Source organism: Desulfotomaculum sp. OF05-3 (assembly GCF_003435535.1).
Taxonomy (GTDB): domain Bacteria; phylum Bacillota; class Clostridia; order Lachnospirales; family Lachnospiraceae; genus Pilosibacter; species Pilosibacter fragilis.
The window spans coordinates 94331-119945 of the sequence record NZ_QWGO01000003.1 but is presented as its reverse complement, the minus strand read 5'-3'; the positions used below and the strand labels follow the sequence as shown (position 1 = coordinate 119945).

At 48.7% G+C, this 25615-nt stretch carries 24 protein-coding genes; 5 read left to right on the top strand and 19 right to left on the bottom strand.

The genetic code is table 11. The annotated features are described in order from the left end of the window. Positions 1-333: 333 nt before the first annotated feature. The 5 genes from DXA87_RS03090 to DXA87_RS03070 form a co-directional block, all read right to left on the bottom strand. Positions 334-1581: a DUF4272 domain-containing protein gene (locus tag DXA87_RS03090; RefSeq protein ID WP_117470201.1), complete on the bottom strand. Its 1248-nt coding sequence runs from the start codon at positions 1579-1581 to the stop codon at positions 334-336. A gap of 31 nt (positions 1582-1612) precedes the next feature. Next, positions 1613-2092: a 23S rRNA (pseudouridine(1915)-N(3))-methyltransferase RlmH gene (gene rlmH, locus DXA87_RS03085; RefSeq protein ID WP_015553760.1), complete on the bottom strand. Its 480-nt coding sequence runs from the start codon at positions 2090-2092 to the stop codon at positions 1613-1615. Beyond that, positions 2089-2592 carry a GNAT family N-acetyltransferase gene (locus DXA87_RS03080; RefSeq protein WP_117503204.1) on the bottom strand — a complete coding sequence of 168 codons (504 nt, stop codon included), beginning with the start codon at positions 2590-2592 and terminating at the stop codon, positions 2089-2091. Before DXA87_RS03080 ends, rlmH begins: the two co-directional genes overlap by 4 nt. A gap of 182 nt (positions 2593-2774) precedes the next feature. After that, positions 2775-3473 carry a response regulator transcription factor gene (locus DXA87_RS03075; RefSeq protein WP_015553762.1) on the bottom strand — a complete coding sequence of 233 codons (699 nt, stop codon included), beginning with the start codon at positions 3471-3473 and terminating at the stop codon, positions 2775-2777. A 271-nt stretch (positions 3474-3744) separates the two neighbouring features. Further along, on the bottom strand, positions 3745-4515 hold the full coding sequence (locus DXA87_RS03070) for a helix-hairpin-helix domain-containing protein (protein ID WP_242998005.1): 771 nt from the start codon (positions 4513-4515) through the stop codon (positions 3745-3747). A gap of 348 nt (positions 4516-4863) precedes the next feature. Here DXA87_RS03070 and DXA87_RS03065 point away from each other — a divergent pair, with 348 nt between their 5' ends. Continuing rightward, positions 4864-5628, top strand: coding sequence for a TSUP family transporter (locus tag DXA87_RS03065; RefSeq protein ID WP_015553764.1), 765 nt, complete (start codon positions 4864-4866; stop codon positions 5626-5628). A gap of 375 nt (positions 5629-6003) precedes the next feature. On the opposite strand, the gene bioB is transcribed toward DXA87_RS03065, so the two are convergent. The 4 genes from bioB to DXA87_RS03045 all read right to left on the bottom strand — a co-directional run bounded on the left by bioB (position 6004) and on the right by DXA87_RS03045 (position 9921). Beyond that, entirely contained in the window at positions 6004-6987 is a 984-nt protein-coding gene (bioB, locus tag DXA87_RS03060; protein WP_117470227.1) for a biotin synthase BioB, read from the bottom strand. A 323-nt stretch (positions 6988-7310) separates the two neighbouring features. Beyond that, on the bottom strand, positions 7311-8186 hold the full coding sequence (locus DXA87_RS03055; RefSeq protein ID WP_117503203.1) for a MetQ/NlpA family ABC transporter substrate-binding protein: 876 nt from the start codon (positions 8184-8186) through the stop codon (positions 7311-7313). 27 nt (positions 8187-8213) lie between these two features. Next, complete coding sequence (locus DXA87_RS03050) at positions 8214-8894, bottom strand: methionine ABC transporter permease (protein WP_015553767.1); 681 nt, start codon at positions 8892-8894, stop codon at positions 8214-8216. Position 8895: 1 nt separating this feature from the next. Next, positions 8896-9921, bottom strand: coding sequence for an ATP-binding cassette domain-containing protein (locus DXA87_RS03045; protein WP_021905458.1), 1026 nt, complete (start codon positions 9919-9921; stop codon positions 8896-8898). A 933-nt stretch (positions 9922-10854) separates the two neighbouring features. On the opposite strand from DXA87_RS03045, the gene DXA87_RS03040 reads away from it, so the two are divergent. Then, entirely contained in the window at positions 10855-12102 is a 1248-nt protein-coding gene (locus DXA87_RS03040) for a hypothetical protein (RefSeq protein WP_147326508.1), read from the top strand. Here the strand turns inward: DXA87_RS03040 and DXA87_RS03035 are convergent. The 3 genes from DXA87_RS03035 to DXA87_RS03025 form a co-directional block, all read right to left on the bottom strand. Continuing rightward, complete coding sequence (locus DXA87_RS03035) at positions 12053-12481, bottom strand: DMT family transporter (protein WP_015553770.1); 429 nt, start codon at positions 12479-12481, stop codon at positions 12053-12055. The two genes, DXA87_RS03040 and DXA87_RS03035, sit on opposite strands and share 50 nt — an antisense overlap. Positions 12482-12941: 460 nt before the next feature. Beyond that, positions 12942-13787: a bifunctional 5,10-methylenetetrahydrofolate dehydrogenase/5,10-methenyltetrahydrofolate cyclohydrolase gene (locus DXA87_RS03030; RefSeq protein ID WP_117503201.1), complete on the bottom strand. Its 846-nt coding sequence runs from the start codon at positions 13785-13787 to the stop codon at positions 12942-12944. Next, positions 13784-14404, bottom strand: a complete 621-nt coding sequence (locus DXA87_RS03025) for a cyclodeaminase/cyclohydrolase family protein (RefSeq protein WP_117470225.1) — start codon at positions 14402-14404, stop codon at positions 13784-13786. The genes DXA87_RS03030 and DXA87_RS03025 overlap by 4 nt, the downstream gene beginning before the upstream one ends. Positions 14405-14974: 570 nt before the next feature. Here DXA87_RS03025 and DXA87_RS03020 point away from each other — a divergent pair. Further along, positions 14975-16192, top strand: a complete 1218-nt coding sequence (locus DXA87_RS03020) for an argininosuccinate synthase (RefSeq protein WP_117503200.1) — start codon at positions 14975-14977, stop codon at positions 16190-16192. 284 nt (positions 16193-16476) lie between these two features. Next, positions 16477-16944: a hypothetical protein gene (locus tag DXA87_RS03015; RefSeq protein ID WP_117503199.1), complete on the top strand. Its 468-nt coding sequence runs from the start codon at positions 16477-16479 to the stop codon at positions 16942-16944. Between the two features lie 80 nt (positions 16945-17024). Here DXA87_RS03015 and DXA87_RS03010 read toward each other — a convergent pair whose 3' ends face one another. Together DXA87_RS03010 and DXA87_RS03005 are read right to left on the bottom strand one after the other, a co-directional pair. After that, positions 17025-17300 (bottom strand): hypothetical protein, encoded by a 276-nt coding sequence (locus DXA87_RS03010; RefSeq protein WP_117470194.1) that lies wholly within the window; start codon positions 17298-17300, stop codon positions 17025-17027. 98 nt (positions 17301-17398) lie between these two features. Further along, the gene (locus DXA87_RS03005; RefSeq protein ID WP_117503198.1) at positions 17399-18709 is read right to left on the bottom strand and encodes a Na+/H+ antiporter NhaC family protein; all 1311 of its coding nucleotides are present in this window, start codon (positions 18707-18709) and stop codon (positions 17399-17401) included. 440 nt (positions 18710-19149) lie between these two features. On the opposite strand from DXA87_RS03005, the gene DXA87_RS03000 reads away from it, so the two are divergent. Then, positions 19150-20214: a LysR family transcriptional regulator gene (locus DXA87_RS03000; protein ID WP_117503197.1), complete on the top strand. Its 1065-nt coding sequence runs from the start codon at positions 19150-19152 to the stop codon at positions 20212-20214. A 98-nt stretch (positions 20215-20312) separates the two neighbouring features. On the opposite strand, the gene DXA87_RS02995 is transcribed toward DXA87_RS03000, so the two are convergent. The 5 genes from DXA87_RS02995 to DXA87_RS02975 all read right to left on the bottom strand — a co-directional run bounded on the left by DXA87_RS02995 (position 20313) and on the right by DXA87_RS02975 (position 25599). Beyond that, positions 20313-20951: an AEC family transporter gene (locus tag DXA87_RS02995; protein WP_117503196.1), complete on the bottom strand. Its 639-nt coding sequence runs from the start codon at positions 20949-20951 to the stop codon at positions 20313-20315. A 392-nt stretch (positions 20952-21343) separates the two neighbouring features. Beyond that, a complete protein-coding gene (locus DXA87_RS02990; RefSeq protein ID WP_117503195.1) occupies positions 21344-22393 on the bottom strand; it encodes an electron transfer flavoprotein subunit alpha/FixB family protein in 1050 nt (349 codons plus the stop codon). Positions 22394-22423: 30 nt separating this feature from the next. Next, a complete protein-coding gene (locus tag DXA87_RS02985; protein ID WP_117470189.1) occupies positions 22424-23209 on the bottom strand; it encodes an electron transfer flavoprotein subunit beta/FixA family protein in 786 nt (261 codons plus the stop codon). Between the two features lie 54 nt (positions 23210-23263). Continuing rightward, complete coding sequence (locus DXA87_RS02980) at positions 23264-24415, bottom strand: acyl-CoA dehydrogenase (RefSeq protein WP_117470188.1); 1152 nt, start codon at positions 24413-24415, stop codon at positions 23264-23266. A 344-nt stretch (positions 24416-24759) separates the two neighbouring features. Next, on the bottom strand, positions 24760-25599 hold the full coding sequence (locus tag DXA87_RS02975) for a 3-hydroxyacyl-CoA dehydrogenase NAD-binding domain-containing protein (protein ID WP_021905470.1): 840 nt from the start codon (positions 25597-25599) through the stop codon (positions 24760-24762). Positions 25600-25615 lie beyond the last annotated feature (16 nt).

Below are 25615 nucleotides of genomic sequence, written 5' to 3'. Positions count from 1 at the left end.
TATCCCCGGCATAGCCGCATTAGTAACTGCAGACATCCGTCAGTCTTCTCTTTTATTCTTCCATGACCGCGAGCCATGGACATTTGTCTTTTTTCAAAGTGACGTAATTATACTACACTACGTTAAAAAATGCAAGTAACTATTCAGTACCTTCATAGTTACTTGCAAAAATCCATTCCAGATCGGCTGCACCGATGGGATTTTTGCCTTCCCGCTTATGTTATCTTACGGTCAGCGCAGCAAGTGCGCAGACCTGCTGAACAGTTATAAATGCAATTAAAAAACACACCATAGATCTCTCCATGATGTGTTTTGTTACTGTGCTTTATCTCCTCACGTATCCACCGGCACATGGTCCCAGTCTGCCTTCTCCCCGGCTCCCACGAGCCAGTTTAACGCTTTATGGCGCTCAAAGACCACACCTCCGTCCATTCCCGCAGGCGCGGGAAGATCCCGCATCCTCGTATCGGTGCATGCCCAGTCCAGGCAGAAGATCATATCGCAGGCATCAAGAAGTTCCTTCGCGCTCCTCGGCTTCGCCGCCTCCAGGATCTCCCTCATGGAGTGAAAGGCTGTCAGAAGCTGCGCCGCCTCCGCCACTGCGCAGAAGTGATCCGGGAAATCTAACGGCCCGTCGATCAGTCCCAGCGCCCACTCCATCACATACAGATTCTCGTACTGCCAGGAATAGGATATCTTCTCTGATTCTTTCGGATCCTCGTTGTGCAGGTAATTCCACTCCTTCAGGGAGAAGAAATCATCCGCCCCGAACTCGTTGATCCGCTTCTGGATGAATTCCAATGCCTCTTTCTGGCTCATCTTTTTCGCCAGCATGGCCTCAGAAAATACCGCCACCAGCATGAGCGCCACCGCTCTCGCCGCGATCTCATATGGTGTCCGGCAGTCTGCCTCCGCCTCCGTCTCCAAAAGCGGGTAAAATACCGGAACATACACGCCCCGCGCCTCAAACTCTCTCCGGTTCTTCTCCCTGCGGTTCAACTGTTCCGTCTCGATCTCATTTCCCGGAACATAGCCCACCGCTTTATATGGCAGAAACCGCTCCATCTCACTGTTTCCGTTTCCGTCCAGGATCAGCTTCTCCATGCCGGACGCATCCAGGCAGTAAAATCCCCTTTTTTCTCCCCTGAACGCCATGACTGCACGAAGATCGGAAAGAACACGAAACAGTGTCTGCTCCATATTTCTCTTCGCGGCCTCCTCTGTCTCTGTCAGGAATTCGGACTCTTCCCCCTCGAACACATAGTCCACCGAAACGATACTCTCGGTTCCTTCCAGCTGATAGAGAAGATTCGTTTTCACATCCACCACCGCGGTCTCGACCCTGGAAAAGTGGCCTCTTGCCCGGTCAGACCAGCTTCGGACCAGCTCCTGCTCCTCGTCACCCGCGCTCTCGCAGTAGATCCTAAGCGTCACATTCAGATTCCCATTGTGAAGTTCCAATCCTGTATCATGTGCGCTGCCCGGAACGTCAAAGGCGTCCCGCAGGCACTTCATGATCCGCTCCTGTGAAGATTCCTTGCAGAAAAGAAAGATCTTCCCCGCTTTCTGTTCCTCTGCCACTCGTTTTGCCTCCTTGCCAAGTCCCCATTTTTTACTTATGATATGGTTCTCCCTGGATGATCCGGTAACTCCGGTAGATCTGTTCCAGGAGAATGACCCGCATGAGCTGGTGCGGGAATGTCATCTTTGAAAAGCTCAGTTTATAGTCGGCCCGTGCCAGGACCTGGTTGGAAAGTCCTAAAGATCCGCCGATGATAAACACGATCTGGCTGATCCCCGACACACCCCATTTTTCTATTTTTGCCGCAAGTTCCTCAGAATCCAGCATGTTTCCGTTGATCGCAAGGGCAACGACAAAGCTGCCATCCTTGATGTTAGACAGAATCCGCTCGCCCTCTTTCTCCTTGATCTGCGTCTCCACCGCTTCGCTGGCCCCATCCGGCGTCTTTTCGTCCGCCACCTGGACGATCTCCAGCTTACAGTACCGGCTCAGGCGCTTGGAATATTCCGCGATGGCGTCCTGAAAGAACTTTTCCTTGATCTTTCCGACTGTGATCAATGTGACCTTCATGATTTCTGATCCCCGAATTCCAGGATCATGTCGTACCAGACTGCCCCGCCGTGGACAGACTTGGAAATGCCCATGTTTTTGTATCCAAATTTCGCGTAATAGTGAATCAGACGGTCCTTGCAGGTGAGGATCAGGCCCTTTCTTCCTTTATTTTTCGAGTCTTCGATCATGTGATCCATGAGCGCCGCCGCGATTCCCTGGCAGCGGTAGTCCGGGATCACATCCAGTCCGAAAATAGACTGGTATGCGCCGTCCGGCCTGTGGCAGGCGGAATTTTCGTACATCTCGTCATAAATCGTTTTGGAATCTGTGGCGCAGCCATTGATGAAGCCTATGATCTTTCCGTCCGCTTCCGCAACAAAAAAGCACTCCGGAAATGCCGCGATGCGGGCCTTAAAAGATTCCTCTGCTGCGGCTTCCGCCGCCGGGAAGCAGATTGCTTCCACCTCGGTAACTGCCGCAAGGTCCGTCGGGCGGACTGGGCGAATTGTGTATGTCATAAAATTTTTCTCCTTTAGGTTTTAATTAATTTTGTTGGTTAGTCCGCAGTGGAGCCCTGAATTGGGGCAGGCCCCAACTCAGGGCTCGCGGGCATTCGCCCTATAAGATCAACTGTCCGACTTTCGGCTTATGTGCAAGCACAACGCCGAAAGTCAGCCTGTTGATCTTGCACTGCTCATCGCTAGGCGCGGAAGAAATAGCCTACGCCCCATTTTGTGTGTACATACTTCGGATCACTCGGGCTAGGCTCAATTTTTTCACGCAGTCTTCTCACATGCACATCCACCGTGCGGACATCCCCGCTTACCATGGCCTTGTTTCCCCATACATACTCAAGCAGGGACTCACGGCTGTAGACCTTATTCGGATTTGTGACAAGAAGTTCCAGCAGGTCGAATTCCTTCGCGGTCAGGTTGATCTCCTTATCTTTAATGAAGACTCTGCGGCTCTCCCTGTCAAGCTTTAAGTCGCCCTCTGTGACTACGCTGGATTTCTGGCGTTTCGCGGCGCCGCTCTTCTTATTGTTTCTGCGGATGATCGCCTTGATCCGCGCTTTTACTTCCAGGATATTGAACGGTTTCGTGATATAATCGTCAGCGCCGTACTCCAGTCCCAGGATCTTATCCATATCATCGCCTTTTGCCGTCAGCATGATGATCGGCATCTCGGAAAACTCACGGATCGTCTGGCAGACCTCAAATCCATCGTGTCCCGGAAGCATGACATCCAAAAGAACCACGTCATACTCCCGTTCTTTTGCCCTCTCGATCGCCTCATCGCCGTCGTAAGCACAGTCCACCTCATATCCATCCTGTTCCAGACTGAAGCGGATTCCCTTCACGATCAGTTTTTCATCATCAACTACCAGAACTCTTGCCATTTCTCTCCTCCACGTTATGCTGTAATGCGCAGGTCCTCTCCTGCTGCTTTTCTAATGTCTATGACCTGATTTCCGCCTCCTGTGTTTTTAAATGTCACAATCAGCATGAATTATACGTTTTTTGTAACTGTTCAGTAGGTCTGCGCACTTGCTGCGCTGACCGTAAGAAAACATAGGCTGGAAGGCAAAAATCCCATCAGCGAAGCTGATCTGGAATGGATTTTTGCACGTAACTATGAAGGCACTGAATAGTTACCGTTTTTTCATCTTTTCACACCGTAATATTATCCTTTATCTTCTGAAACCCGGCCTCTTTGATACCGGATATCTTCATGATATCCTCGATTTTCTTAAAGCCACCGCTCTTTTCGCGGTAGCGGATAATATCCTCGGCTTTCGCCTCCCCGATGCCCTTTAAGGTCATCAGCTCCTCTTTTGTCGCCGTGTTCAGGTTCACAAGCCCGGAACCGGAAGTTCCGCCCTGACCGGCGTTTCCTACTGCAGACCCGCTGCCCGCCGGAAGCGACGCGGCCTCTTCCTTATTGTAGATCGTGATCTGCATGCCATCAGAAACTTTTGAGGCGAGATTTACACTCTCCCTCGCCGCGTTCTCCGTAAATCCCCCGGCGGCATCCACTGCCTCGTAGATCCGGCTGTCCTCCGAAAGCTCATACACACCTGGGGCTGCCACCTCTCCGCAGATATACACATAAACTCCGGATTTTTCAGAGTTTTCCACATATTCCTGCGTCTCCACGGTACTTTCTCCCTGTACACTGCCATTTTCATCCCTGAATGGTTCCTGAAGCTCCTGTTTTTCGGTACTGCTTCCAGAATCCCCCTGCGGCAGGCCGTCGCTTTTTGCAGAGCCGTTTTTCTCCCAGCTGATGTTCCCATCCGCATCCAGTGATCCGCTCATAACGACCGCTCCGGATTCATCCAGCTTCTGGATTCCACTCCGGCTTCTTGTCATCCCAAACACAAGTCCGGCTGCGATCAAGAAAGCCGCGGCCGTCAAAATTTTTTTCTTATCTTCTTTCATACATTCCCTCCTGAACATTTTCAGGGGGATCGTTCTGCCTGTCTCTATTTTACCGAATCAGTCCTGTAAAAACAAGGGCATTTTTGTTATGTACGCTCTCCATTATAACCTCAGTCCGATTTTTTCTCAAGCCTCGCATTCTCCTTCTCGCACCGAGCATACTCGATGCCAAATCAACCGTTCTCTGGCTTTCTCCCGCCAGATATTTCACGCTCCGCCCACCTGCTTTCATTGCAATTTCTTTAAAATTATGCTATATTTGGCAAAAAGCGTGCAAAGACCGTTTCATCCGCTCTGGCAGCGAAAACAGCACGTTCAATTTAATCATACTTAAGGGGAATTACTGCTATGGAATTACATCTGATGCACTTTCTGATCGTCTGCCCGCTGGTATTTCTCGCCGGTTTCGTCGACGCGGTTGCCGGAGGCGGAGGACTGATCTCACTCCCGGCTTACATGATCGCCGGTCTTCCAGTCCATTTTGCCATCGGAACAAACAAATTAAGCTCCGGAATGGGAACCACACTGGCAACAGCTCGCTTTGCGAAAAACGGTTATATTGCCTGGAAGAACGCGCTTCTCTGTATCGTTACAGCTCTCATCGGTTCCTCTCTCGGTGCAAAACTTGCTCTGCAGTTAGACGATTATTATTTTAAGCGCCTGATTCTCGTGATCCTGCCCTGTACCGCCCTCTATCTCACATTTGGAAAACCGTTCGTGGGAGAAAAAGAGTCTTTCCCGGTCCGCAAGATGATTCTTTTCAGCGCTCTGATCGCCTTCATCATCGGCATCTACGACGGCTTTTACGGTCCCGGAACCGGAACATTTCTGCTGCTTCTCCTCACTGGAATTGCCCACATGGGACTGAAGGAAGCCAACGGGATCACAAAAGCCATCAACCTGACAACGAACCTGACAGCCCTGGCGGTCTACCTCATGAACGGAAAAGTAATTTTCCTTCTTGGCCTCATTGCCGGTATCTTCAGCATCGCCGGAAATTATCTCGGAACACGCTGTTTCGACAAGGGCGGCGCAAAGTTTGTAAAACCCTTGATGATGGTGGTTCTGGTGATCTTCTTTATAAAGACATTGAGCGAGATTCTCGGTGCCTGATACATATCTGCAAAATCTGATCCGGCAGAACGAAAATACGGAGATCCGCTGGGCCCCACTTACGAAATGCTTCGAAAAAGAAAGACTCCGGAACAGATCATGGAGTCCGCGTCGAGGACCATCCAGGACCTCAGCGACCGGCTCACAGTGGATGGGTTTAAAGAATGGTACGAAAAAAGACAGAAATGAAACCTCACATTTCTGTCTTTTCTATATATAACCTTGTTCGTAACTATTCAGTACCTTCATAGTTATGTGCAAAAATCCATTCCAGATCAGCTTCGCTGATGGGATTTTTGCCTTCCAGCCTATGTTTTCTTACGGTCAGCGCAGCAAGTGCGCAGACCTACTGAACAGTTACCCTTGTTCTTTCTCTTAGTTTTCCTTCATATACTCCGGTGTCACATCTCTTCCAAGGCCTTTCAGCATTTTCTTATCGCTGCGGATCGTTGCGCATGCAACCGTTGTCAGCATATTGCCGGTAATTGTTGCGGATGCTCCGGAGCAGAATGCGGTCTCACCATCGTTTGTCAGCAGCGCGCGGCCTGCGCCGAGGCGGATGTTTGCCTCCGGATTGATATAGCGGAAGAATGCGATGGTGCGGAGAATATCGTCCTCAGAGATTCTCTCCAGATGTTCCAGAGGAGTTCCCGGAATCGGCATCAGGGCGTTTAACGGAATGGAATCGATTCCAAGCTCCGCAAGGCTCACTGCCATATCGAGACGGTCCTCCCATGTCTCACCCATTCCGATGATGCCGCCGGAACATGCGCACATACCCTCTGCCTTGATCATCTTTAGGGTATTGATCTTCATGTCGTATGTATGAGTCGTGCAGATGTTCGGGAAGTTTCTTCTGGATGTCTCGATGTTGTGGTGGTAGCTTGTGACACCTGCTTCATGGAGACGGTGAAGCTGTTCCGCGGTCACAAAGCCCATGGACGCGCAGAGGTCGATCTTGCATTCCTTTTTCATAGTCTCGTAGGCGTGGATCGCTTTATCGAACTCCTCCCCCGTCAATGCTCTTCCTGATGTAACGATGGAGAAACGGTCAACGCCCTCTTCCTCATGGACGTGACACATCTTTACGATCTCTTCTTCCGGAAGGAAATCATAGATCTCGCAGCTTGTGTGGTGGTGTGCAGACTGCGCGCAGTACTTGCAGTCCTCTGGACATCGTCCACTCCGTCCGTTGATGATGGAACAGAGATCAACCTTATCTCCCACACATGCCTTGCGGATCCGGTCTGCGCCCTCGCAGAGTTCCTTCAGATCGCATGTCAGAAAGAAATTTAAGTCATCCTCTCTTGTAATTCTTCTTCCGTCGATAATTTCCTGTGCCAGTGTCAGTGCGTCCATAGTATTCTCCTTATTTTTCTGATTTTTATGTGCAATCGCCGTTTTCGTCATCCGGGCTTTGATCTCTGGTCCTGGTCCGTCTTCCGGATTTTTTCTCTGAATTCTCATGTTACGATTGTAAACTTTTGCTCTACGTTATAGTTCACAATTATATAAAAAAACGCCGTGAAAGTCAACCATTTTCCGTTTATCAGTTAACTTTCAAGGTTTTATAATTTTAATACCACTACCAAAAAAGGTCCTTCGATACCGGAATTTATATTCCAGTGCCGAAGAACCTTTTTCATCAACTATTTTCCTGATCGTTCAATAAGCTTCCAATCTTATTTTAACTCGTCCGGGATCCACCATAATCCGTCGTTGTTCTCTTCCATGTACTGCTTGAACTCGTCAGAATGATAAGCGTCCACAATTGCCTTTGCCCACTCTGCGTCCTTGTTCTCTTCCTTCACAACGACCTGAAGTACCAGGTGATCCTGGATATCCTCTGTTGCGAGGGCTGTGGACGGGTCGATGCCTGCGTTGTATACAACGCTGCCGGTAATTGCCACATAGTCAAAGTCCTGGATCGCTGCCGGGATCGTTAAGCTCTTCATCTCTGTGAACTCGATGTTATGCGGATTTTCAACAATGTCATCCTGGGTAACTGCGGACGGATCCACATCATCGGCAAGCTTGATCCAGCCGATCTTCTGAAGCATCAGATAGCATCTTGCGGTGTTGGAGGCATCGTTCGGAACTGCAACCTTCGCACCGTCCGGGATCTCATCAACAGATGTGTATTTTGCAGAATATACGCCAGCCGGTACAGTCGGGATCGGGCTGATCGGCACAAGATCCGCATTGTAGTTTGCGTTGAAGTTCTCAGCGTATGCGGTGTGCTGCTCCACGTTGACATCAACATCGCCGTCGTTTAATCCGATGTCAGCTGTCTGAAGATCAGAGAAGTCCACGCCCTTTACGGTGTATCCCTCTTTTTCAAGAATCGGAACGATGGCAGCCTCAAAGAGCTCTGTGTACGGCCCCTGGGATTTTCCGTAAACGATCTCTTTCTTGTCCTCCGTATCAACCGCTGCCGCTGTGCTGTCTGCACTCTCTGCAGCCTGCGCCGCTGTTGTCTGCGCGGTGTCGCTCTTTCCGCATGCCGCAAGGCTTAACACTGCTGCTCCCATAAGTACTCCCGCAATTGCTTTTCTCATAATTTTTTCTCTCCTCTTATTTAAAATTTATTTATGCTGTCTTAATTTACCAGAAATCGTATTTCCGAGAATCTGTAAAAGCTGTACCAGAACCACCAGGATCACAACTGTGAGGATCATGAGCGGTGTGTTCATCTTTTCATAACCGTATGTCAATGCCAGATCTCCGACTCCGCCGCCACCGACATATCCGGCCATTGCAGACGCTCCAAGAAGTCCGATGGTTCCCGTTGTCAGTGCAAGCACCATGGAACCTAATGTCTCTGGAACCAGGAAATATCGGATGACCTGCCATGTTGTCGCGCCCATGGCCTCTGCCGCCTCCAGGATTCCCGGATCGATCTCAAGCAGGCTGTTCTCCATCAGCCTCGCAAGGTACGGACTTATATAAACTACTAACGGCACCAACGCTGCCGTACTTCCGATGGTCGTTCCGACAATAGCGCGGGTGATCGGCATGATCGTTACAAGAAGAATAACAAAGGGGATACTGCGCACCACGTTGATGTAGACGCTGACGATCATATATAACGGTCGGTTCTCCACCAATCCGCCTTTTCTGCAAAGCACCAGGATCAGTGCCAGGATCATTCCGATGATCGTTCCGATGAGAAGTGACCATCCAACCATGTAAAGAGTCTGTCCGCCGTTCAACAGCAGACGCTCCACCGTGACCTTAAAGATCTTTGTTTTCATGAGTTCTTCCATCTTACTCCACCTCCAGTCGTTCTCTTAAGACGCCGTTCTTGTCGATCTCCGCTTCCGCCTTATCGATGCTCTCATCATCGCCGATGAGCTGTAAGATGAAGACGCACATGACGCTGTCCTCCAGCTCCTGTACCGCCGCGCCGAGGATGTTGACCACGACACCCTTTGTCTTGCAGATATCGGAGATTACCGGGCGCTTCACGCTGGAACCGATAAATTTCAGACGGTCCACACGGAAGTTTTCTTTCTGTTCCTTCACGAGGCTTATGATGCTGTCCGGGATCTGGTCCCGGATAACCGTCTGGACGAACCGCTTTGTCACCGGCATCTTCGGGGATCCAAAGACCTCCAGAACGCTGCCGGATTCCACGATCTTTCCGCTCTCCATGACCGCTACCTTGTTGCAGATCATCTGGACGACCTGCATCTGATGGGTGATGAGAAGGATCGTGACACCCATTTTACGGTTGATCTTCTTTAAAAGCTTTAAAATCGATTCCGTTGTCTGCGGGTCCAGGGCGCTTGTAGCCTCGTCGCAGAGAAGAAGTTCCGGGTCGGTGGTCAGCGCTCTCGCGATTCCCACACGCTGTTTCTGTCCTCCGGAGAGCTGACTGATGTAGGTGTCTTTCTTGTCCTCCAGCTCAACGATCTTTAATACTTCCTTAACCTTCTTGTCGATCTCCACCTTCGGAGTCTTTGCAAGGATCAGCGGAAGCGCAATATTGTGGTACACCGTCTTGGATTCCAGCAGGTTGAACTGCTGGAATACCATTCCGATCTTTCTTCTCAGCGCCCGAAGTTCCGGCTTCTTCAATGTGGAAAGCTCCTTTCCACAGACAGTGACTTTTCCGCTGTCCGCCGTCTCAAGACCGTTTACCAGGCGGATCAGTGTGGACTTTCCGGCTCCGGAAAACCCTATGATACCGCAGATATCACCCTTTTCCACATGGATACTCACGTCGTCCAACGCGTGGACGGTTCCGTATTTTCCTGAAAAGGTTTTGCTTACATGTTCGATCTGGATCAATGTTTCTTCCTCCCCATCTGAGAAGCGCGATTTTAGGACTTCTCAAGTTTTCGCGGTCTCTATGATTCGCCGCGTAAATAAAAAGCCCGGAAGTGTAAACACTTCCGGGCGCATTTTTCTGGCATTAACAGGAAACTACTTTCTGTATACAGGTACCTGGCTGCACAGCAAAGCTCCTGGCCGTAAAAAACGCCCGGAAATACACATACAACAGCAACAACACATATTGTTCATGTTATTTCTTCCCGCATTTCCCATACCTGTATCTCCTTTCCAACCGCCTGCTATCCTGCAGTCCAATGTTTCCTCATCGTCTGAACTCCCTGTTCGAATCCGATGGCGCTATAATAACCCCTATTTCCTAGTTTGTCAATATGATTTTATTTATTTTAAATCATATATTTAATTTTTTTAAACTTCTTGCATGATCGTTTTAAAATTTTCATATCACTGCTATTCCGAATCAACACGCTTCTCCCATGCCTATATATTTTCCCCGCGCTGCAAAATTCCTCATAGTTTCGAAAATTTTTATAATTTTATATACCAGACTACCTTGCTATCCCGCATATCCTGTGATACGATATCCACACAAAATCGTAAACTATTCAGTACCTTCATAGTTACGCGCAAAATTTATTCCAGATCAGCTTCGCTGACGGGATTTTTGCCTTCCAGCCTATGTTTTCTTATGGTCAGCGCAGCAAGTGCGCAGACCTGCTGAACAGTTACACATAATCCTATAAAAGCATATTCTCTAAGTTTCTATCCGGACTACGATCCGTCTTTTCACATTTCGGAACTTCATTGCTTTTATATCCTTTACCTATTTTCAATCAATTTAAAAGCAGGAGAATCCGAGATGCATTGGAAAATGGCTGATCATGTTGTCCACTTTGCATGTTCTGACTCCTGCGCAAAGGAGGTATGAACTTGAGCACAATTCCAAGTGCGGACATCAGTGACAAAAAGTTCTTTTCCGACGATGAGCGCTACGCTGACCTGATCAATGGACTCATCTGCCAGGGCAGACCGGTTGTCCGAAAAGAAGACCTGCAGGATCTGGACACCCAGACCGGGATCTGGAACGATCCGGCAATCCACAAATCAAAGAACCGACGACGTGTAAAGCTTCGTGATCTGGTTAAAAAAGCATCCTTTGGCGTAAATTTTCTTGTCATCGGTATTGAAAACCAGCAGACCATCGATTACTCACTGCCGCTTCGCTGTATGACCTATGAAGCCGGTGAATATGAGCGCCAGGCCGCAATGATACGCCGCGCAGTTCGAAATGCCGACATCAAACAGAATCCTGGAGAATATCTTTACAGTTTTTCCAAAGAGAGTCATCTCCATCCTTCAATCATCATCGTTCTCTACTATGGCGAGCTTCCCTGGGATGGATCCGTCGACCTTCACGGAATGATCGATTTTTCCGGGATTCCGGAAGAATTTCATCCTTTGATTCAGAATTACCGGATTCATCTTGTGGATGTCCGGCATTTACAGAATACCGATGTTTTTAAGACGGATATCAGGCAGGTATTTGATTTTATCCGGTATTCTGATGATAAGACGTATCTAAAAAAGTTGTTGAATACATCAGAATATCAAATGTTAGATAAAGATGCATATGAAATGATTGCCACTCATACGAGTATGTCGACTTTACTAGAACCCCGTATGATGCAGACAAGAGGAGGAAAGATAAATATGTGCAAAGCGATAGATATTTGGTTAGCAGAAAGGGAAGCAAAGGGTATATCCCAGGGTCTCTCCCAGGGCCTCTCTCAGGGCCTCTCTCAGGGCCTCTCTCAGGGTATATCCCAGGGTCTCTCCCAGGGCCTCTCTCAGGGCCTCTCTCAGGGCCTCTCTCAGGGTATATCCCAGGGTCTCTCCCAGGGCCTCTCTCAGGGCCTCTCTCAGGGCCTCTCTCAGGGTATATCCCAAGGCAATGATGAAACTAGCTATAAAATGCTCATGAAAATCATTGTCTCGCGCTTCGGCAAAAAGGCAGGAGAACTCGCCTCACCCACAATTAGATACCTCACCTCTGACGAGCGCATAGATCTCGTAGAAACGGCTGCCACCACAGATACCTTCGCCCATTTTCAAGACGCCCTGCGCCGCGCTACCACCGAAACACAACGATCCCCGCAATCGCCAGCGCCGCACCAATAAGCTTCCGCCACTCAAATGCTGCTTTCTCGACGCCGAAAAGCCCAAATACCTCAGCAATATAGGAGACTAATATCTGGGTCACAACAATGAGCAGCGTCGCCTTAGCCGGTCCCAGACCGTCCATGCTTTTTATCACGGTCCAGGTGATGAACGCGCCCATGACACCGCCGAGAAGCATATATTTCCGGTCGATGGAGAACATCCCCCAGATCTCCCCACGCCCGGTAAAAAAATAGAGAACCACACATGTCAGAAACGCCGTCAGCTGCACCCATCCTGCCGCCGCCCAGATACTGCTCTGCTTCGTCACCTCCGTATTAAAGATCCCCTGCAGGCTCATAAGCGCCCCAGAAAGCAATGCCACCAAAATTCCCCACATAAAAAACCTCCTGAAACCATGTTTCCCTTAGGATTCCATAGTCAGGAGGTTTTTATACGGCCTGACTATTCCATATTTTCTTCTGAATACGAACATATTTTTAATTTCTTTTTTATCTCCCAAAGGTAATATTGCGGCATCATTGACAGCACCGCACGCCTTGTAAGAATCATGCTTAATGCATAATTAGAGGTGGCTAACTTCATCAAATAAAATGATAACTCTGCCTTCTTTATCTGTCTAAATAAGAATGTGCTTTGGCACATTCTCGCACCTCGCGCGGTCGCTTGCGACTATCTACATCTTCGCGCGAGTGTGCAGCTTTGGCACGTCAGTGCCTTTTTATGTAACGGGGAATTCCTCGGAATTTCCTGTTACATAAAAATCCCCGGCTATACCCGCCGGGGACCCTGTTCGAAAAATCCTTTATTTATGCTCTTTCCCGAAAAATTCAGAAAATTTACCGATTCACCTTTCTCTCCGCCGCCATCGCCAGATGCTTCGCCAGTACAGCCGTCGTCACAGCTCCGACGCCGCCCGGGACCGGGGTCGCCGCGGAGGCTTTTTCTTCCAGACCTTCCCAGAGGACGTCGCCGCAGAGCTTTCCGTTCTCATCCACGTTGATTCCAACGTCGATCAGCACAGCTCCTTCCTTTAAGAAGGACGCGTCTAACATCTTCGCCTTACCTGCCGCCGCGACGAGAATGTCCGCTTCCCGGCAGACTGCCTTTAAGTCCTTCGTCTTTGTATGGCACACAGTCACCGTCGCGTTTTCCTTCAACATCAACATGGACAGCGGACGTCCAACGACCATGCTGCGTCCGACGATCACCGCGCGCTTTCCTTCCATTGGAATATCAAATGCCTTTAACATCTCAATGACCGCCTCAGCCGTACACGGAGCAAAACCGTCCTTCTCTCCTGCAAACACCTTCGCCGTATTCACTGCACAGATTCCGTCGAGGTCCTTCTCCGGCCGGATCATCTGCTCCGCACGTTTTTCATTGATATACTTCGGCAGCGGGCGAAATAACAGAATTCCGTCGATGGCCTCGTCATCATTGATCTTCTGGAACTCCGCAAAGAACTCCTCCTCTGTGATATCCGCCGGATACACATATGACTTTGTCTCCATTCCATATGCCGCAATACGTTTCATGACATTTCTCTCGTAGGAGAGATCATCCGGCCGCTCGCCAATGCGGACGATAGCCGCTGTCGGCACATATCCTCCTAATTTCCCGTTCATCGCGAGAACCTGTTCCTTGATTTTCGCAGAAACCTCTGCACCTTTTAATGTGATCATCCTCTTACCGCCTTTAATACAATCCCATAGATCCGGTCTGCCTGTTCCGTTCCCTTCCTTATAAGAAGCTCCGCCTGGCTGTTCATCTCCTCGGCATACTCTCGGTCCTTCATCATCTTCGTATTGATATACACGCTCATGACCGCTCCGAGAAGTGCTGACCGGATCCCCTGAATCCCGACACCCGCGTCACTCACCGCAAGCCGGCTTCCGTGGAGCGCCAGAAACTCGATATCGTCCATCACGCTGACCGCCCGCTCCATGACTTCCATCGGGACCTTCGCCGCAGCCTTCAGGCATTCTTCCATCCGCTCTTCCTTTTCCGTCTTCTCTTCCTTCGTCTCCGCCTTCATGCGGTAAACCTCCGAGAGTGGCTGAAACGCCTGCTCGTCCGCCTTCTCAAGCCGGATAAAATCCATTCTCGCCCCGCCAAGTCTCGCAAGGATCTTCTGGACATCTTCCTCATATATCGCAAACTTCTTCTTTCCCGAAGTCAGGTTCCCCACCATCTCACCGAGAGCCGTTCCGATGGCGCCGTAAACTGCCGCCGCACTTCCGCCCCCCGGAGTCGGTGCCTTGGATGCCAGGGCTTCCAGGTATTCGTTCCACTGTTCCATGAACACGTTTCCTTCCATATTTACTCTCTGCGCAGCTATCCCGGTCTTCTGATACTGCCATATCCTTCCATACAATATGGCAGGCGGCTGGCGCAGTCTTGAAACCTATTATCCATGATTTCACAGTGCTTGTCAATCCTGACTCTATATTTCCTACCATCTCTATATGATTTTCATTCTGACATCCGCCCTGATTTCATTTCCTGTCCGCCACTCTCTCCCTCTGCTTTTCCACCACCAGATCCTTTTCATTTTCCCCGCCGGGTAACTATTCAGTACCTTCATAGTTACGTGCAAAAATCCATTCCAGATCAGCTTCGCTGAGGGGATTTTTGCCTTCCAGCCTATGTTTTCTTACGGTCAGCGCAGCAAGTGCGCAGACCTACTGAACAGTTACCCCGCCGGCACATATCTTTCTCCTCCCGCCTCTCCCAATTTATGCATTGTTTATGTATAATATGCACTTTATTTCATAAAAATGCATTTTACGCTTGACATTATGCATGTTCGGATGTATATTTATGAAGCATAAAGAAAACAACGTCTGAAACAGATCGGAGGATAACAATTATGAAAGAGAAAGTTATTTTAGCATATTCCGGCGGACTCGACACAACAGTTCTGATTCCGTGGTTAAAAGAAAATTATGATTACGATGTAGTCTGCGTCTGCATCGACGTAGGACAGGGAAATGAGTTAGATGGTCTGGAAGAGAGAGCAAAATACTGCGGAGCTTCCAAATTATATATCGAGCATGTTGTCGATGAATTCTGCGACGAGTACATCGCTCCGTGCGTAAAAGCAAACGCTACATATGAGAACAAGTATCTCCTCGGTACCGCAATGGCCCGCCCGCTGATCGCGAAGATCCTCGTTGATATCGCGAAGAAGGAAGGCGCTGTTGCCATCTGCCACGGTGCTACCGGTAAAGGAAACGATCAGGTTCGTTTCGAGCTTGGCATCAAGGCCCTTGCTCCGGATATGAAGATCATCGCTCCGTGGAGAACCTGGAATATCCAGTCCCGTGAGGAAGAATTAGAGTACTGCGCAAAACACAACATCGATCTTCCATTCAAGAAGAACGACAGCTACAGCCGTGACCGCAACATCTGGCACATCAGCCATGAAGGTCTTGAGCTGGAAGATCCGGCACAGGCTCCGAACTACGATCATATGCTCGTACTCGGCGTAACACCGGAGAAGGCACCGGATGAAGAGACTGAGATCTCCATCTCCTTCGAGAAAGGATTCCCGGTTGCATTAAACGGCGAGAAGATGAAATTCTCCGAGATCCTCACAAAATTAAATGAGCTCGGCGGAAAGAACGGAATCGGCATCACCGATATCGTTGAGAACCGTATGGTCGGCATGAAGTCCCGTGGTGTTTATGAAACTCCTGGCGGAACGATCCTTCTCGAAGCTCACAAGCAGTTAGAGGAACTGATCTTAGACAAAGAGACATTAAAATATAAGAAGAACATCGACAACGAGTACGCTGATGTCGTTTACTCCGCAAAGTGGTTCAGCCCGCTTCGGGAGGCATTACAGGCATTCGTTGAGTCCACTCAGGAATATGTGACCGGTGAGTGCAAGATGAAGCTCTACAAGGGCAACATCATCAAGCAGGGCACAACTTCCCCATATTCCTTATACAACGAGAGCATCGCTTCCTTTACAACCGGTGATCTCTATGACCATCATGACGCTACCGGCTTCATCAACCTCTATGGACTCTCCACAAAGGTTCGCGCAATGAAGATGGCAGAGGTCGAGAAGAACCAGAAATAATAACTCTCTTTCATAAAAAACTTAGGCTTGATCCCGGCAGGACATGTTCCCGCCGGGATCTTTTCTTCAGCTGTTCAGATTCTTTACATTTCTGTCATTTTTCTTTCATTCTCTTCACAAAACCTCTTATATCTGACCGTATTCCTTCATTTTTTTTTGACAATTTGGTCACACTTTTTTGATTTAATATGGATCATAAAGAAAGAGAGAGATCCTTTGAAGCACCTGGATCTTTCGTTTTTTCTCTTATATTTTCGATATTAGAAAGGAAGACTTAAATTATTATGAAAAAGAAATTACTTCTTACCACTTGCATCGCAGGTATCATCGCACTGGCAACCGCATGCTCTTCCCAGAGCACAACTGCTGCAACGACCGCTGCTTCTACAACGGCTGAGACAACAGCGGCTGCTGTGAAGGAGAATACAACTGCTGCTGAAAAGGAGACAACTGCCGCTGAAAAATCAGAAGGCAAGAAAGAGGCTGATTCCAAAGCTTCCGAAAACAGCAGTGAAAAAAGTGACGAATCAAAAGAGTCTACAATGACTGGTACCATCAGTGACATAAAAGATTTCATGTTCACGGTAAGTGCTGATGGAAAGGATTACGCGTTCACCTTCGAAGCCGATAAAAAACCGGAAGGTCTCTCCGAAGTCAAGGACGGCGATAAAGTTACTGTAACTTATACCGGAACGGTCAATGAAGTAGACGCTTTTGATGGAACCATTCTTTCCGTGACAAAGGATAAATAATATACACACGGGTGTGAAATGCGGCACCGCCAGGTCCCAAAAAAGGACCGGCGGTGCCGCGGCTAAAAGGCTGAAAGTAGTCAGCAGTTAGAATATTGACACACCACGATCTGGATCTTATCAAGCAATCGCTTAAGATTCTCATTTTCTTTCTGAAGTCTGGTGCAGCGCTCCCGGTACAGGTCCCGCTGCCTTTCAATGATACGGAAGTTATCGCAGATCTCTTTCATATCCTCGCTCTCTTCCCACGGCAGGTCAGAAAATTCTTTCCCTGCCGCTGGTTTCAGATTCTGCAGTATCTCCCCTGAACATATTTTCTTATTTGCTTCATCTGTTAATTTTTCTGCTGTTTTCATAATCTATCTCCACTGACGATCATCCACATTTTCTATCCTGTTTATTTCTGTTGTCCAGCCCTGCCCTTTTCATCCAAAACTGGAAAAGTTAAAATTTATCAAACAGCCTTCCTGGCTCTCACAATAAGATGCCAGATTGGAAGCAGATACAGGAACACCGCCGCCCCTATCGACACAAGCGGCGCCGACACAGACGCCAGCGGAACCGCACCCGCGATGGACCACGGAATGAGCGGAGCCGTAACGATTACCGAGTTTTCCATATCTATCGCAAACTTCTGCTGATCCGGCTCCAGATCCTTGCAGACCTGGTCCACCAGCATCGTTGCCAGTGTCTGGTTGCAGGCCACCATCCCCGCCACCATGGACGTCATAAGGATCGTACCAAATACGGTGATTTTTCTGCTCACCGAGCCCATCTTCGATTTTAAACCATTTAAAAGTCCGGTTTCCTCAAAGATACCCGAATAGGAGGACGAAATCGTGATGATCAGTGCCACCCGCACCATGGACATGATTCCGCCGCCGTCGATCATGGACGAGATTGATGGATCCGGAGATTGATAACCGTTGACCAGAATTTCAACGATCAGGAACAGGTCCGTGTGCTGCCAGAAAAGGCACACGCCGAGTGCCGTCATGATACTTGCCAGCATCGCCATCCGCACCTGTACCCGGAAAAGTGATAATACCATGATCACCACCGCGGGAAGAATTGGGATCAGTCCCAGATGGAATACGCCAGAAAAGCTCTCCGTCAGCGACAAATTTCCGGCTTCCGCCGCCGGAAATGCGATTCCGCAGACACCGTAAAAGGCACAGGTCAAAATTAGCGGCACGATGGCCGTCCTCACCATCAGACGGATATTGTCAAAAATATTTGTGTGGGTCAGCTCCGAGACCAGCAGTGCGCTGGTGGATACCGGCGAACACCGGTCCCCGAAGAACACGCCGGAGAGGATCGCGCCGCCCGTCAGGATCTCATTGCACCCCATCGCCTTCGCCATGGTCATGCAGATCACGCCCATGGTCGCCGCCGTTCCGAATGCTGTTCCTGTAAGGACGGACACCAGACAGTTTAAAAGGAATGCCATCAAAATCATTACCGACGGATTCATAAGCCCTGCGCAGTAGGAGACGATTGCCGGGATCGTTCCTGCCGCCCGCCAGAGCGCCGTCAGCATCCCGATGAGTAAAAACGTAATTAAAATATTTTTCGCCGTCTTGATTCCCTTCCAGGACATCCCGAAAATATCTCTGACCGTATAACCGCGGCTCAAAGTGTACGCGAAAAAGATCAGATATCCAAGTGCCAACGCTGCCAGAATCGGGATTCCCGCAAGGATGCACCCGATCAGCGTCACCGCGAACACGACCAGAACAGCCGTCTCACTGGTGTGTACCTTCATAATGTTTACCTCTTCCCTGTTTTCTTTCGTGAACCATTCCCTCAGCCAGCTGTTCCCTGTTCAGATATCCTGATCCACCTTTATGATTCTAGTATACGCCTGGATTTCCCACTTGTCTAACTGTATTTTCCGATATATAATACAGCTAAAAAACTGTATATAAGTTACAGATTTCATTCTTTTACACGATTTTCCCAGTTCATTCTGGCTGTCCTGTATCCTTTATGGTCAGCACAGCTGATCCGAGACTCTGCACGACACTTACAATTAAACTTTCTTTGTAACTGTTCAGTACCTTCACAGTTACATGCAAAAATCATTCCAAATCGGCTACGCCGATGGATTTTTGCCTTTTAGCCTAGGTTTTCTTACGGTCAGCGCAGCAAGTGCGCAGACCTACTGAACAGTTACCTTTCTTTTTTATATTCCGGAGGTTTTATATGAACTTTCTTTCCATGGACTACTTTCTCATGACCGCCGAGAAGCGCAGCTTCACAAAAGCCGCCGATGCTCTCCATATCACCCAGCAGACCCTGAGCACCCACATCGCCAATCTGGAACAGGAGCTGGACTGCAAGCTCTTCGTCCGCCATGTTCCCCTGGAGCTCACCTATGCCGGAGAGATCTTTTGGCAGTACGCCGCAGACTTCCAGAAAAAATACAGGGCAATGCAGCACGAATTTGCCGACCTGACTAAAAATGAGCAGGGCATCCTGCGGATCGGCATCTCCTTTACCCGCTGCCACGCAATCATGCCTGCGATCATCACGGAATACCAGCGCCGCTACCCGCATATGGAGATCCAGGTCATCGAAAATGCGAACTCTGGACTACAAAAAGACCTGATGGAACATAAGATCGATCTCGCCATCGCGAAGTTCCCGGATTTTCTGCCAGGGATCACTCTGAGCGATTTCTATGAGGAGGAGGTCGTCCTTCTGCTTGCTGATTCTCTGTTTCATGAGGTCATTTCCGATGCCGCCCCAGCAGATGCCATATTTTTACATCTTCCAAAAACTATCTGCTGCTCCGGCTCTGATTTCACTCATGGCACCGCTGGCACTGTCTCCTTTTCTGTCCAGGATCTCCCTGCACTGACAGATTCACAGCCAGAACCGTTAATGTTAAGAAGCCCGGAAGACTTCTCGATCTTCGAACACTGCCCATTCCTTCTAAACTACGCCACAGACATCGCCGGTCAGCTCGGAAGACACTTCATCACCATGGGCAATTTCAAACCGATCGTAAAGACCCAGTCCGACAATATGGGAATGCTTCTGGAACTCTGCGCCGCCGGAAAAGGCGCCTGCATCTCCCCGCTGAACCTTGCCATGAGCTCCCTCTCCCCTGAGCAGCGCAAAAAAATGCGGATCATCCATCTCGGACGATCCGCAAAATATAAGATCCGCTTCGGTTCTCTGGAACAACCTTACCAGTGGAAGGCGATCCGGAACTTTATGGATGCCGCGAACGCTGCACTCACCAGAACCGGCACAACCACCTAGCTTTCCGTTCTCTATCGCATGCGGTGTGCCATTTTTCAAATGAACAAAAATTTCTATCTCTTCTCCTAACTGAAAACGATCGACCTGCCCGGGCCCTCTCACCCTGCCAGATAACACCAGACTGGCAGGGTCAGCATGGACATTAGCGTCGTCATAACCACACATCTCGTTGCAAACAGGGCGTCACTGTCATATCTTGCCGCAAAAATCGCCGCCGTAGCTCCGGCAGGCATGTCGGTCATCAGAACGCTGATTCCCAGTGATGTGGCATCAAGTCCAAGTCCAACGACCAGTGCTGCTGCCGGGAGAATGATCAGACGGAATACAGAAAACATGGCTGTATCTTTATTAAAGATCGTTGTAATTTTTACATCCGCCAAAATCGTTCCCACGATCAGCATCGTGAGGGCGCTGTTACAATTCCCAAGATACTTCACTGTCGCCGTGATGACGGCTGGAAGCTTCACCTGAGTCACCATGCAGATCAAGCCCAGATAAATTGCAACCAGACATGGATGTGTCAGCACGTTCTTCGCGACTTTCTTCTTATCCACCTTCTCATCCGCCACAAAATAAGATTTCAAAAAAGTCCCCCAATCGTCGGTCTTTATTACAGCCAACAACCGGGGAACTTCCAGGACTCTATTTTTCTTTACTATACAGCGCCTCTTATAAAAAGCGATTCCAAAACACTGCACCTCATCTTCGATCTTCTGGCTGATATAACCTCCAGACATCAGTATCTCCAGATGAGGAAAAGGTACTTTACTTTGCCCGTAAGAAAAAAGGACATGAAGGCGTAAAGGGAACTGTAACAGAAGATATGGAGCCTGATTTGTGCATCAGACTTCCTTATTTTAATTGACCAAATATCTTGTGATGGTTTTCCAATGCAAAAAGAACACCTGTAAAACAGACGCCGGCACTTTCTTCCGACTATATAGACGCAAAAATCCCCGCCCGGAAACCCGGACGGGGATCATCACCTGTTGTGACACTACCGGCAGAATCACTCTGCCTACTTTAATATATTCATGTTTTTAGCGGGTGCTAAGGTCAAAATTCCTCCCGCAAGCAAGCTTGCATCGGACTTTAGACCTTTTCACCCTGATAATACAATTCACGCAAATTAGTTAGCTGCAGCAGCTTTTGCTTCTTTGATCTTCTCTGTCAGCATCGGAACGATCTTGTTTAAGTCGCCTACGATACCGTAGTCAGCTACATCGAAGATCGGAGCAGACTCATCTTTGTTAATCGCAATGATGATGTCAGACTCTTCCATACCAGCTACGTGCTGGATCGCACCGGAGATACCGATTGCAAAGTATACATGCGGACGAACAGTCTTACCAGTCTGTCCAACCTGGAGATCTTTCGGCTTCCAGCCGGAATCTACAACTGCACGAGAGCAGCTTACGGTACCGCCAATAGCCTCAGCGAGGTCATCAAGAAGCTTGAAGTTCTCTGCGCTTCCAACTCCACGACCACCGGAAACAAGGATCTTTGCATCCATGATATCAGCTACGTCGGATACTGCCTTAACGATCTCAAGAATCTCAACGTACTTGTTGTCCGGAGTGAATCCCGGGTTGAACTCGATAACTTCTGCTCTTCTGCCAGCCTCACGGTCAAGCTTCTGCATAACGCCTGGACGTACTGTAGCCATCTGCGGACGGAATTCCGGGCAAGCGATTGTAGCGATCGTGTTGCCGCCGAATGCCGGACGGGTCATAAGGAGCTGACCATGTTTCTGCTCTTTACCCGGCATAGCAACAAGCGGGAAATCTCCGATATCAAGCTGTGTACAGTCAGCTGTAAGACCTGTATGGATACGTGCGCAAACACGCGGGCCAAGGTCACGACCGATTGCTGTAGCACCGATTAAGAAGATGTCCGGCTTGAACTCGTTGATAACGGAAGTGATCGCATGAGTATACGGCTCAGTTCTGTAATCTTTTAATTCCGGATCGTCAACAACGATAACTTTGTCTGCACCGTACTCACCGAGTTCGTCTGCAAGACCTTTTACGTTGGAACCAACTAAAACTGCTGTTACAGTTGTTCCTAAATCTTTTGCCAGGTCTTTACCTTTACCGATCAGCTCCAGAGCGATGCTGCTGATCTGATTGTCTACCTGCTGTGCAAAGACATATACACCCTTATATTCTGCTAAATTCATCACTTTTCACCACACTTTTCTTTTTTTGAATTAAAGTACATGTTTCTCAGTAAGTTTCTCAACAATGTAATTTGCAGCTGCGGACGGATCAAGGTTTGTCTCCTTAACGCCTGCACCCTTTCTTACTTTGTCGGAAGCCTTAGCGATCTGAGTCGGGGATCCCTTAAGACCAAGGTTGGAATCAAGGACATCTTTCAGATCTTTTCTGCCCCAAACGGTGATCTCTTTCTTGTATGCATCGAAGATTCCGCCCGGAGTCATGTAACGCGGCTCATTTAATTCAGAAAGTGCTGTAATTAAGCACGGCATTTTAGCCTTTAACATCATGTATCTATCATCGAACTGACGCTTAACGATTACGGAATCGCCATCGATCTCGATGCCCTCAGCATAGCTGATTACCGGGAGACCAAGGTGCTCGGAGATCTGCGGACCTACCTGAGCTGTATCACCATCAATAGCCTGACGGCCTGTGATGATGAGGTCATAGTCAAGGTTTCTTAAAGCACCAGCGATTGTCTGGGATGTAGCCCATGTATCAGCACCGCCGAGAACACGGTCTGTAACAAGGATACCGTTATCAGCGCCCATAGCCATAGCCTCACGAAGAACTTCCTCAGCCTTCGGAAGACCCATTGTAACTACTGTAACTTCTGCACCATACTGATCTTTTAAGCGAAGAGCTGCCTCCAGACCAGCTTTATCATCCGGGTTCATGATTGTGAGCATAGCTGCTCTGTCAAGTGTTCCATCCGGTTTGAACTTTACGCCGCCCTTAGTATCCGGCACCTGTTTTACACAAACAACGATTTTCACTGTATTTCACTCCTTATTTTCATTTATAGTTATGATCTTCCAGCTGTTAAATTATTATTTTAACAGTGCGCCGGAGATAACCATTCTCTGAACTTCACTTGTTCCTTCGTAGATCTCGGTGATCTTAGCATCACGCATCATACGCTCTACGTCGTACTCTCTGATGTAACCATAACCACCATGGAGCTGTACAGCCTTTGTTGTTACTTCCATAGCAACCTCTGCTGCATACAGTTTAGCCATTGCTGCCTCTACGCCGTAGGACTTCTGAGTAGCCTTAGCCATTGCTGCACGGTAAACCATCATCTGAGCAGCTTTTACCTTTGTTGCCATATCAGCAAGCTGGAACTGTGTGTTCTGGAACTGACCGATTGTGCGGCCGAACTGTTTTCTCTCTTTTACGTAAGCAACTGTTCTGTCAAGAGCGCCCTCTGCAAGACCAAGAGCCTGAGCAGCGATACCGATACGTCCGCCGTCAAGAGTATGCATAGCGATCTTGAAGCCCTCACCCTTCTTACCTAAGAGGTTGTCCTTCGGGATGCGGCAGTCTGTGAAAATAAGTTCATATGTTGCAGATCCGCGGATACCCATCTTCTTCTCTTTTGTACCAAAAGTGAAGCCCGGTGTACCTTTCTCTACGATAAATGCGGAAATCTCTTTCTGCATTTTGCCACGTTTCTCAACAGTGCCTGTTACAGCGATAACGATGTATGTATCAGCATACTTACCGTTCGTGATGAAGCACTTGGAACCGTTTAATACCCACTCGTCGCCGTCTAAAACAGCTTTTGTCTGCTGACCCTGAGCGTCTGTACCAGCGCCCGGCTCAGTTAAACCGAATGCGCCTAACTTCTCGCCTTTTGCAAGCGGAACGAGGAATTTCTGCTTCTGCTCTTCTGTTCCGAATGTCATGATCGGATCCATGCAAAGGGATGTATGTGCGGAAACGATAACGCCTGTAGTACCGCAAACTTTGGAAAGCTCCTCAACGCACATAGCGTATGTAAGCGGATCACAGCCCTGTCCACCATACTCCTTCGGTACCGGAATACCGAGGAAACCGTTTTTAGCCATCTTCTCTACGGTTTCAACCGGGAATCTCTCTTCCTCGTCAACCTCCTGAGCAAGGGGTTTGACTTCCTTCTCGGCGAAATCATGGAACAGTGTTCTCGCCATCTCATGCTCTTTACCTAATGTAAAATCCATGTTTTTAGTTCCTCCTTGTGAATTGTATCATGTATAACATAGGGAAATGTGGATGCTTCATTTCTCCGATGTACCTATCCATTGGACAAATGGGGACAGCCCGCATTTATCCGGTCCCGCATTTTGCAGGTTCAAAACTCCCGGCATATAACCCAACATATGTGCCCGGAATTCTGATTGTGAAAAAAAACACAATCTTGGTCAAAAAATAAATTTAGCGTTTTCTTTACCTCATAAGCCTTCTTTCGCTGATATTTAGTGGAAAAAGTAAACGCTATCGGGTTATCTGCCTGACGGGATCAGATCCCCGTCAGGCATTTCCCATACCGGTAACTATCTCCGGATTATTTTGTGTAATCGTAGAAGCCCTTGCCGGTCTTTCTTCCAAGAAGGCCGCCGCGAACCATCTTCTTAAGAAGCGGATGCGGACGATACTTCGGATCGCCTGTCTCTGTCTCAAGAACGTTCATGATTGCAAGAACAACATCAAGACCGATCAGATCACCGAGAGCTAACGGTCCCATCGGATGGTTAGCGCCAAGCTTCATAGCAGTATCGATACCCTCTACGGAAGCAACGCCCTCAGCATAAATGCCGACTGCTTCGTTGACCATCGGAATAAGGATTCTGTTTACAACGAAACCTGCAGCCTCTTCTACCTGTACCGGAGTCTTGCCGATCTCTTCAGAGATCTTCTTAACAGCTTCAACGTCTTCCGGCTTTGTGTTTAATCCAGCGATAACCTCAACCAGCTTCATAACCGGTGCCGGGTTGAAGAAATGCATACCGATTACATGTCTCTCAACAGCGCTGCCGATCTCTGTAATGGAAAGAGAGGAAGTGTTTGTTGCAAAGATGCAGCTCGGTTTGCAGATCGCGTCGAGCTCTTTAAATGTCTGCTTCTTGATCTCCATGTTCTCGATCGCAGCCTCTACAACGAGGTCACAGTCGCCGCAGATATCTTTCACACCAGTTGTGATCTTGTTAAGGATCTTGTCAGCCTCTTCCTGAGTCATTTTGCCTTTTGCGATTCTCTTCTCGAATCCAGCGGCAATTTTCTTCTTTCCGTTCGCTGCAAATGTTTCATTGATGTCGCAGAGCATTACCTCATAGCCTTCTGTCTGTGCGAATGCCTGTGCAATACCGGAACCCATGGTTCCTGCGCCGATAATACCAACTTTCATGATTTTATCTCCTTAT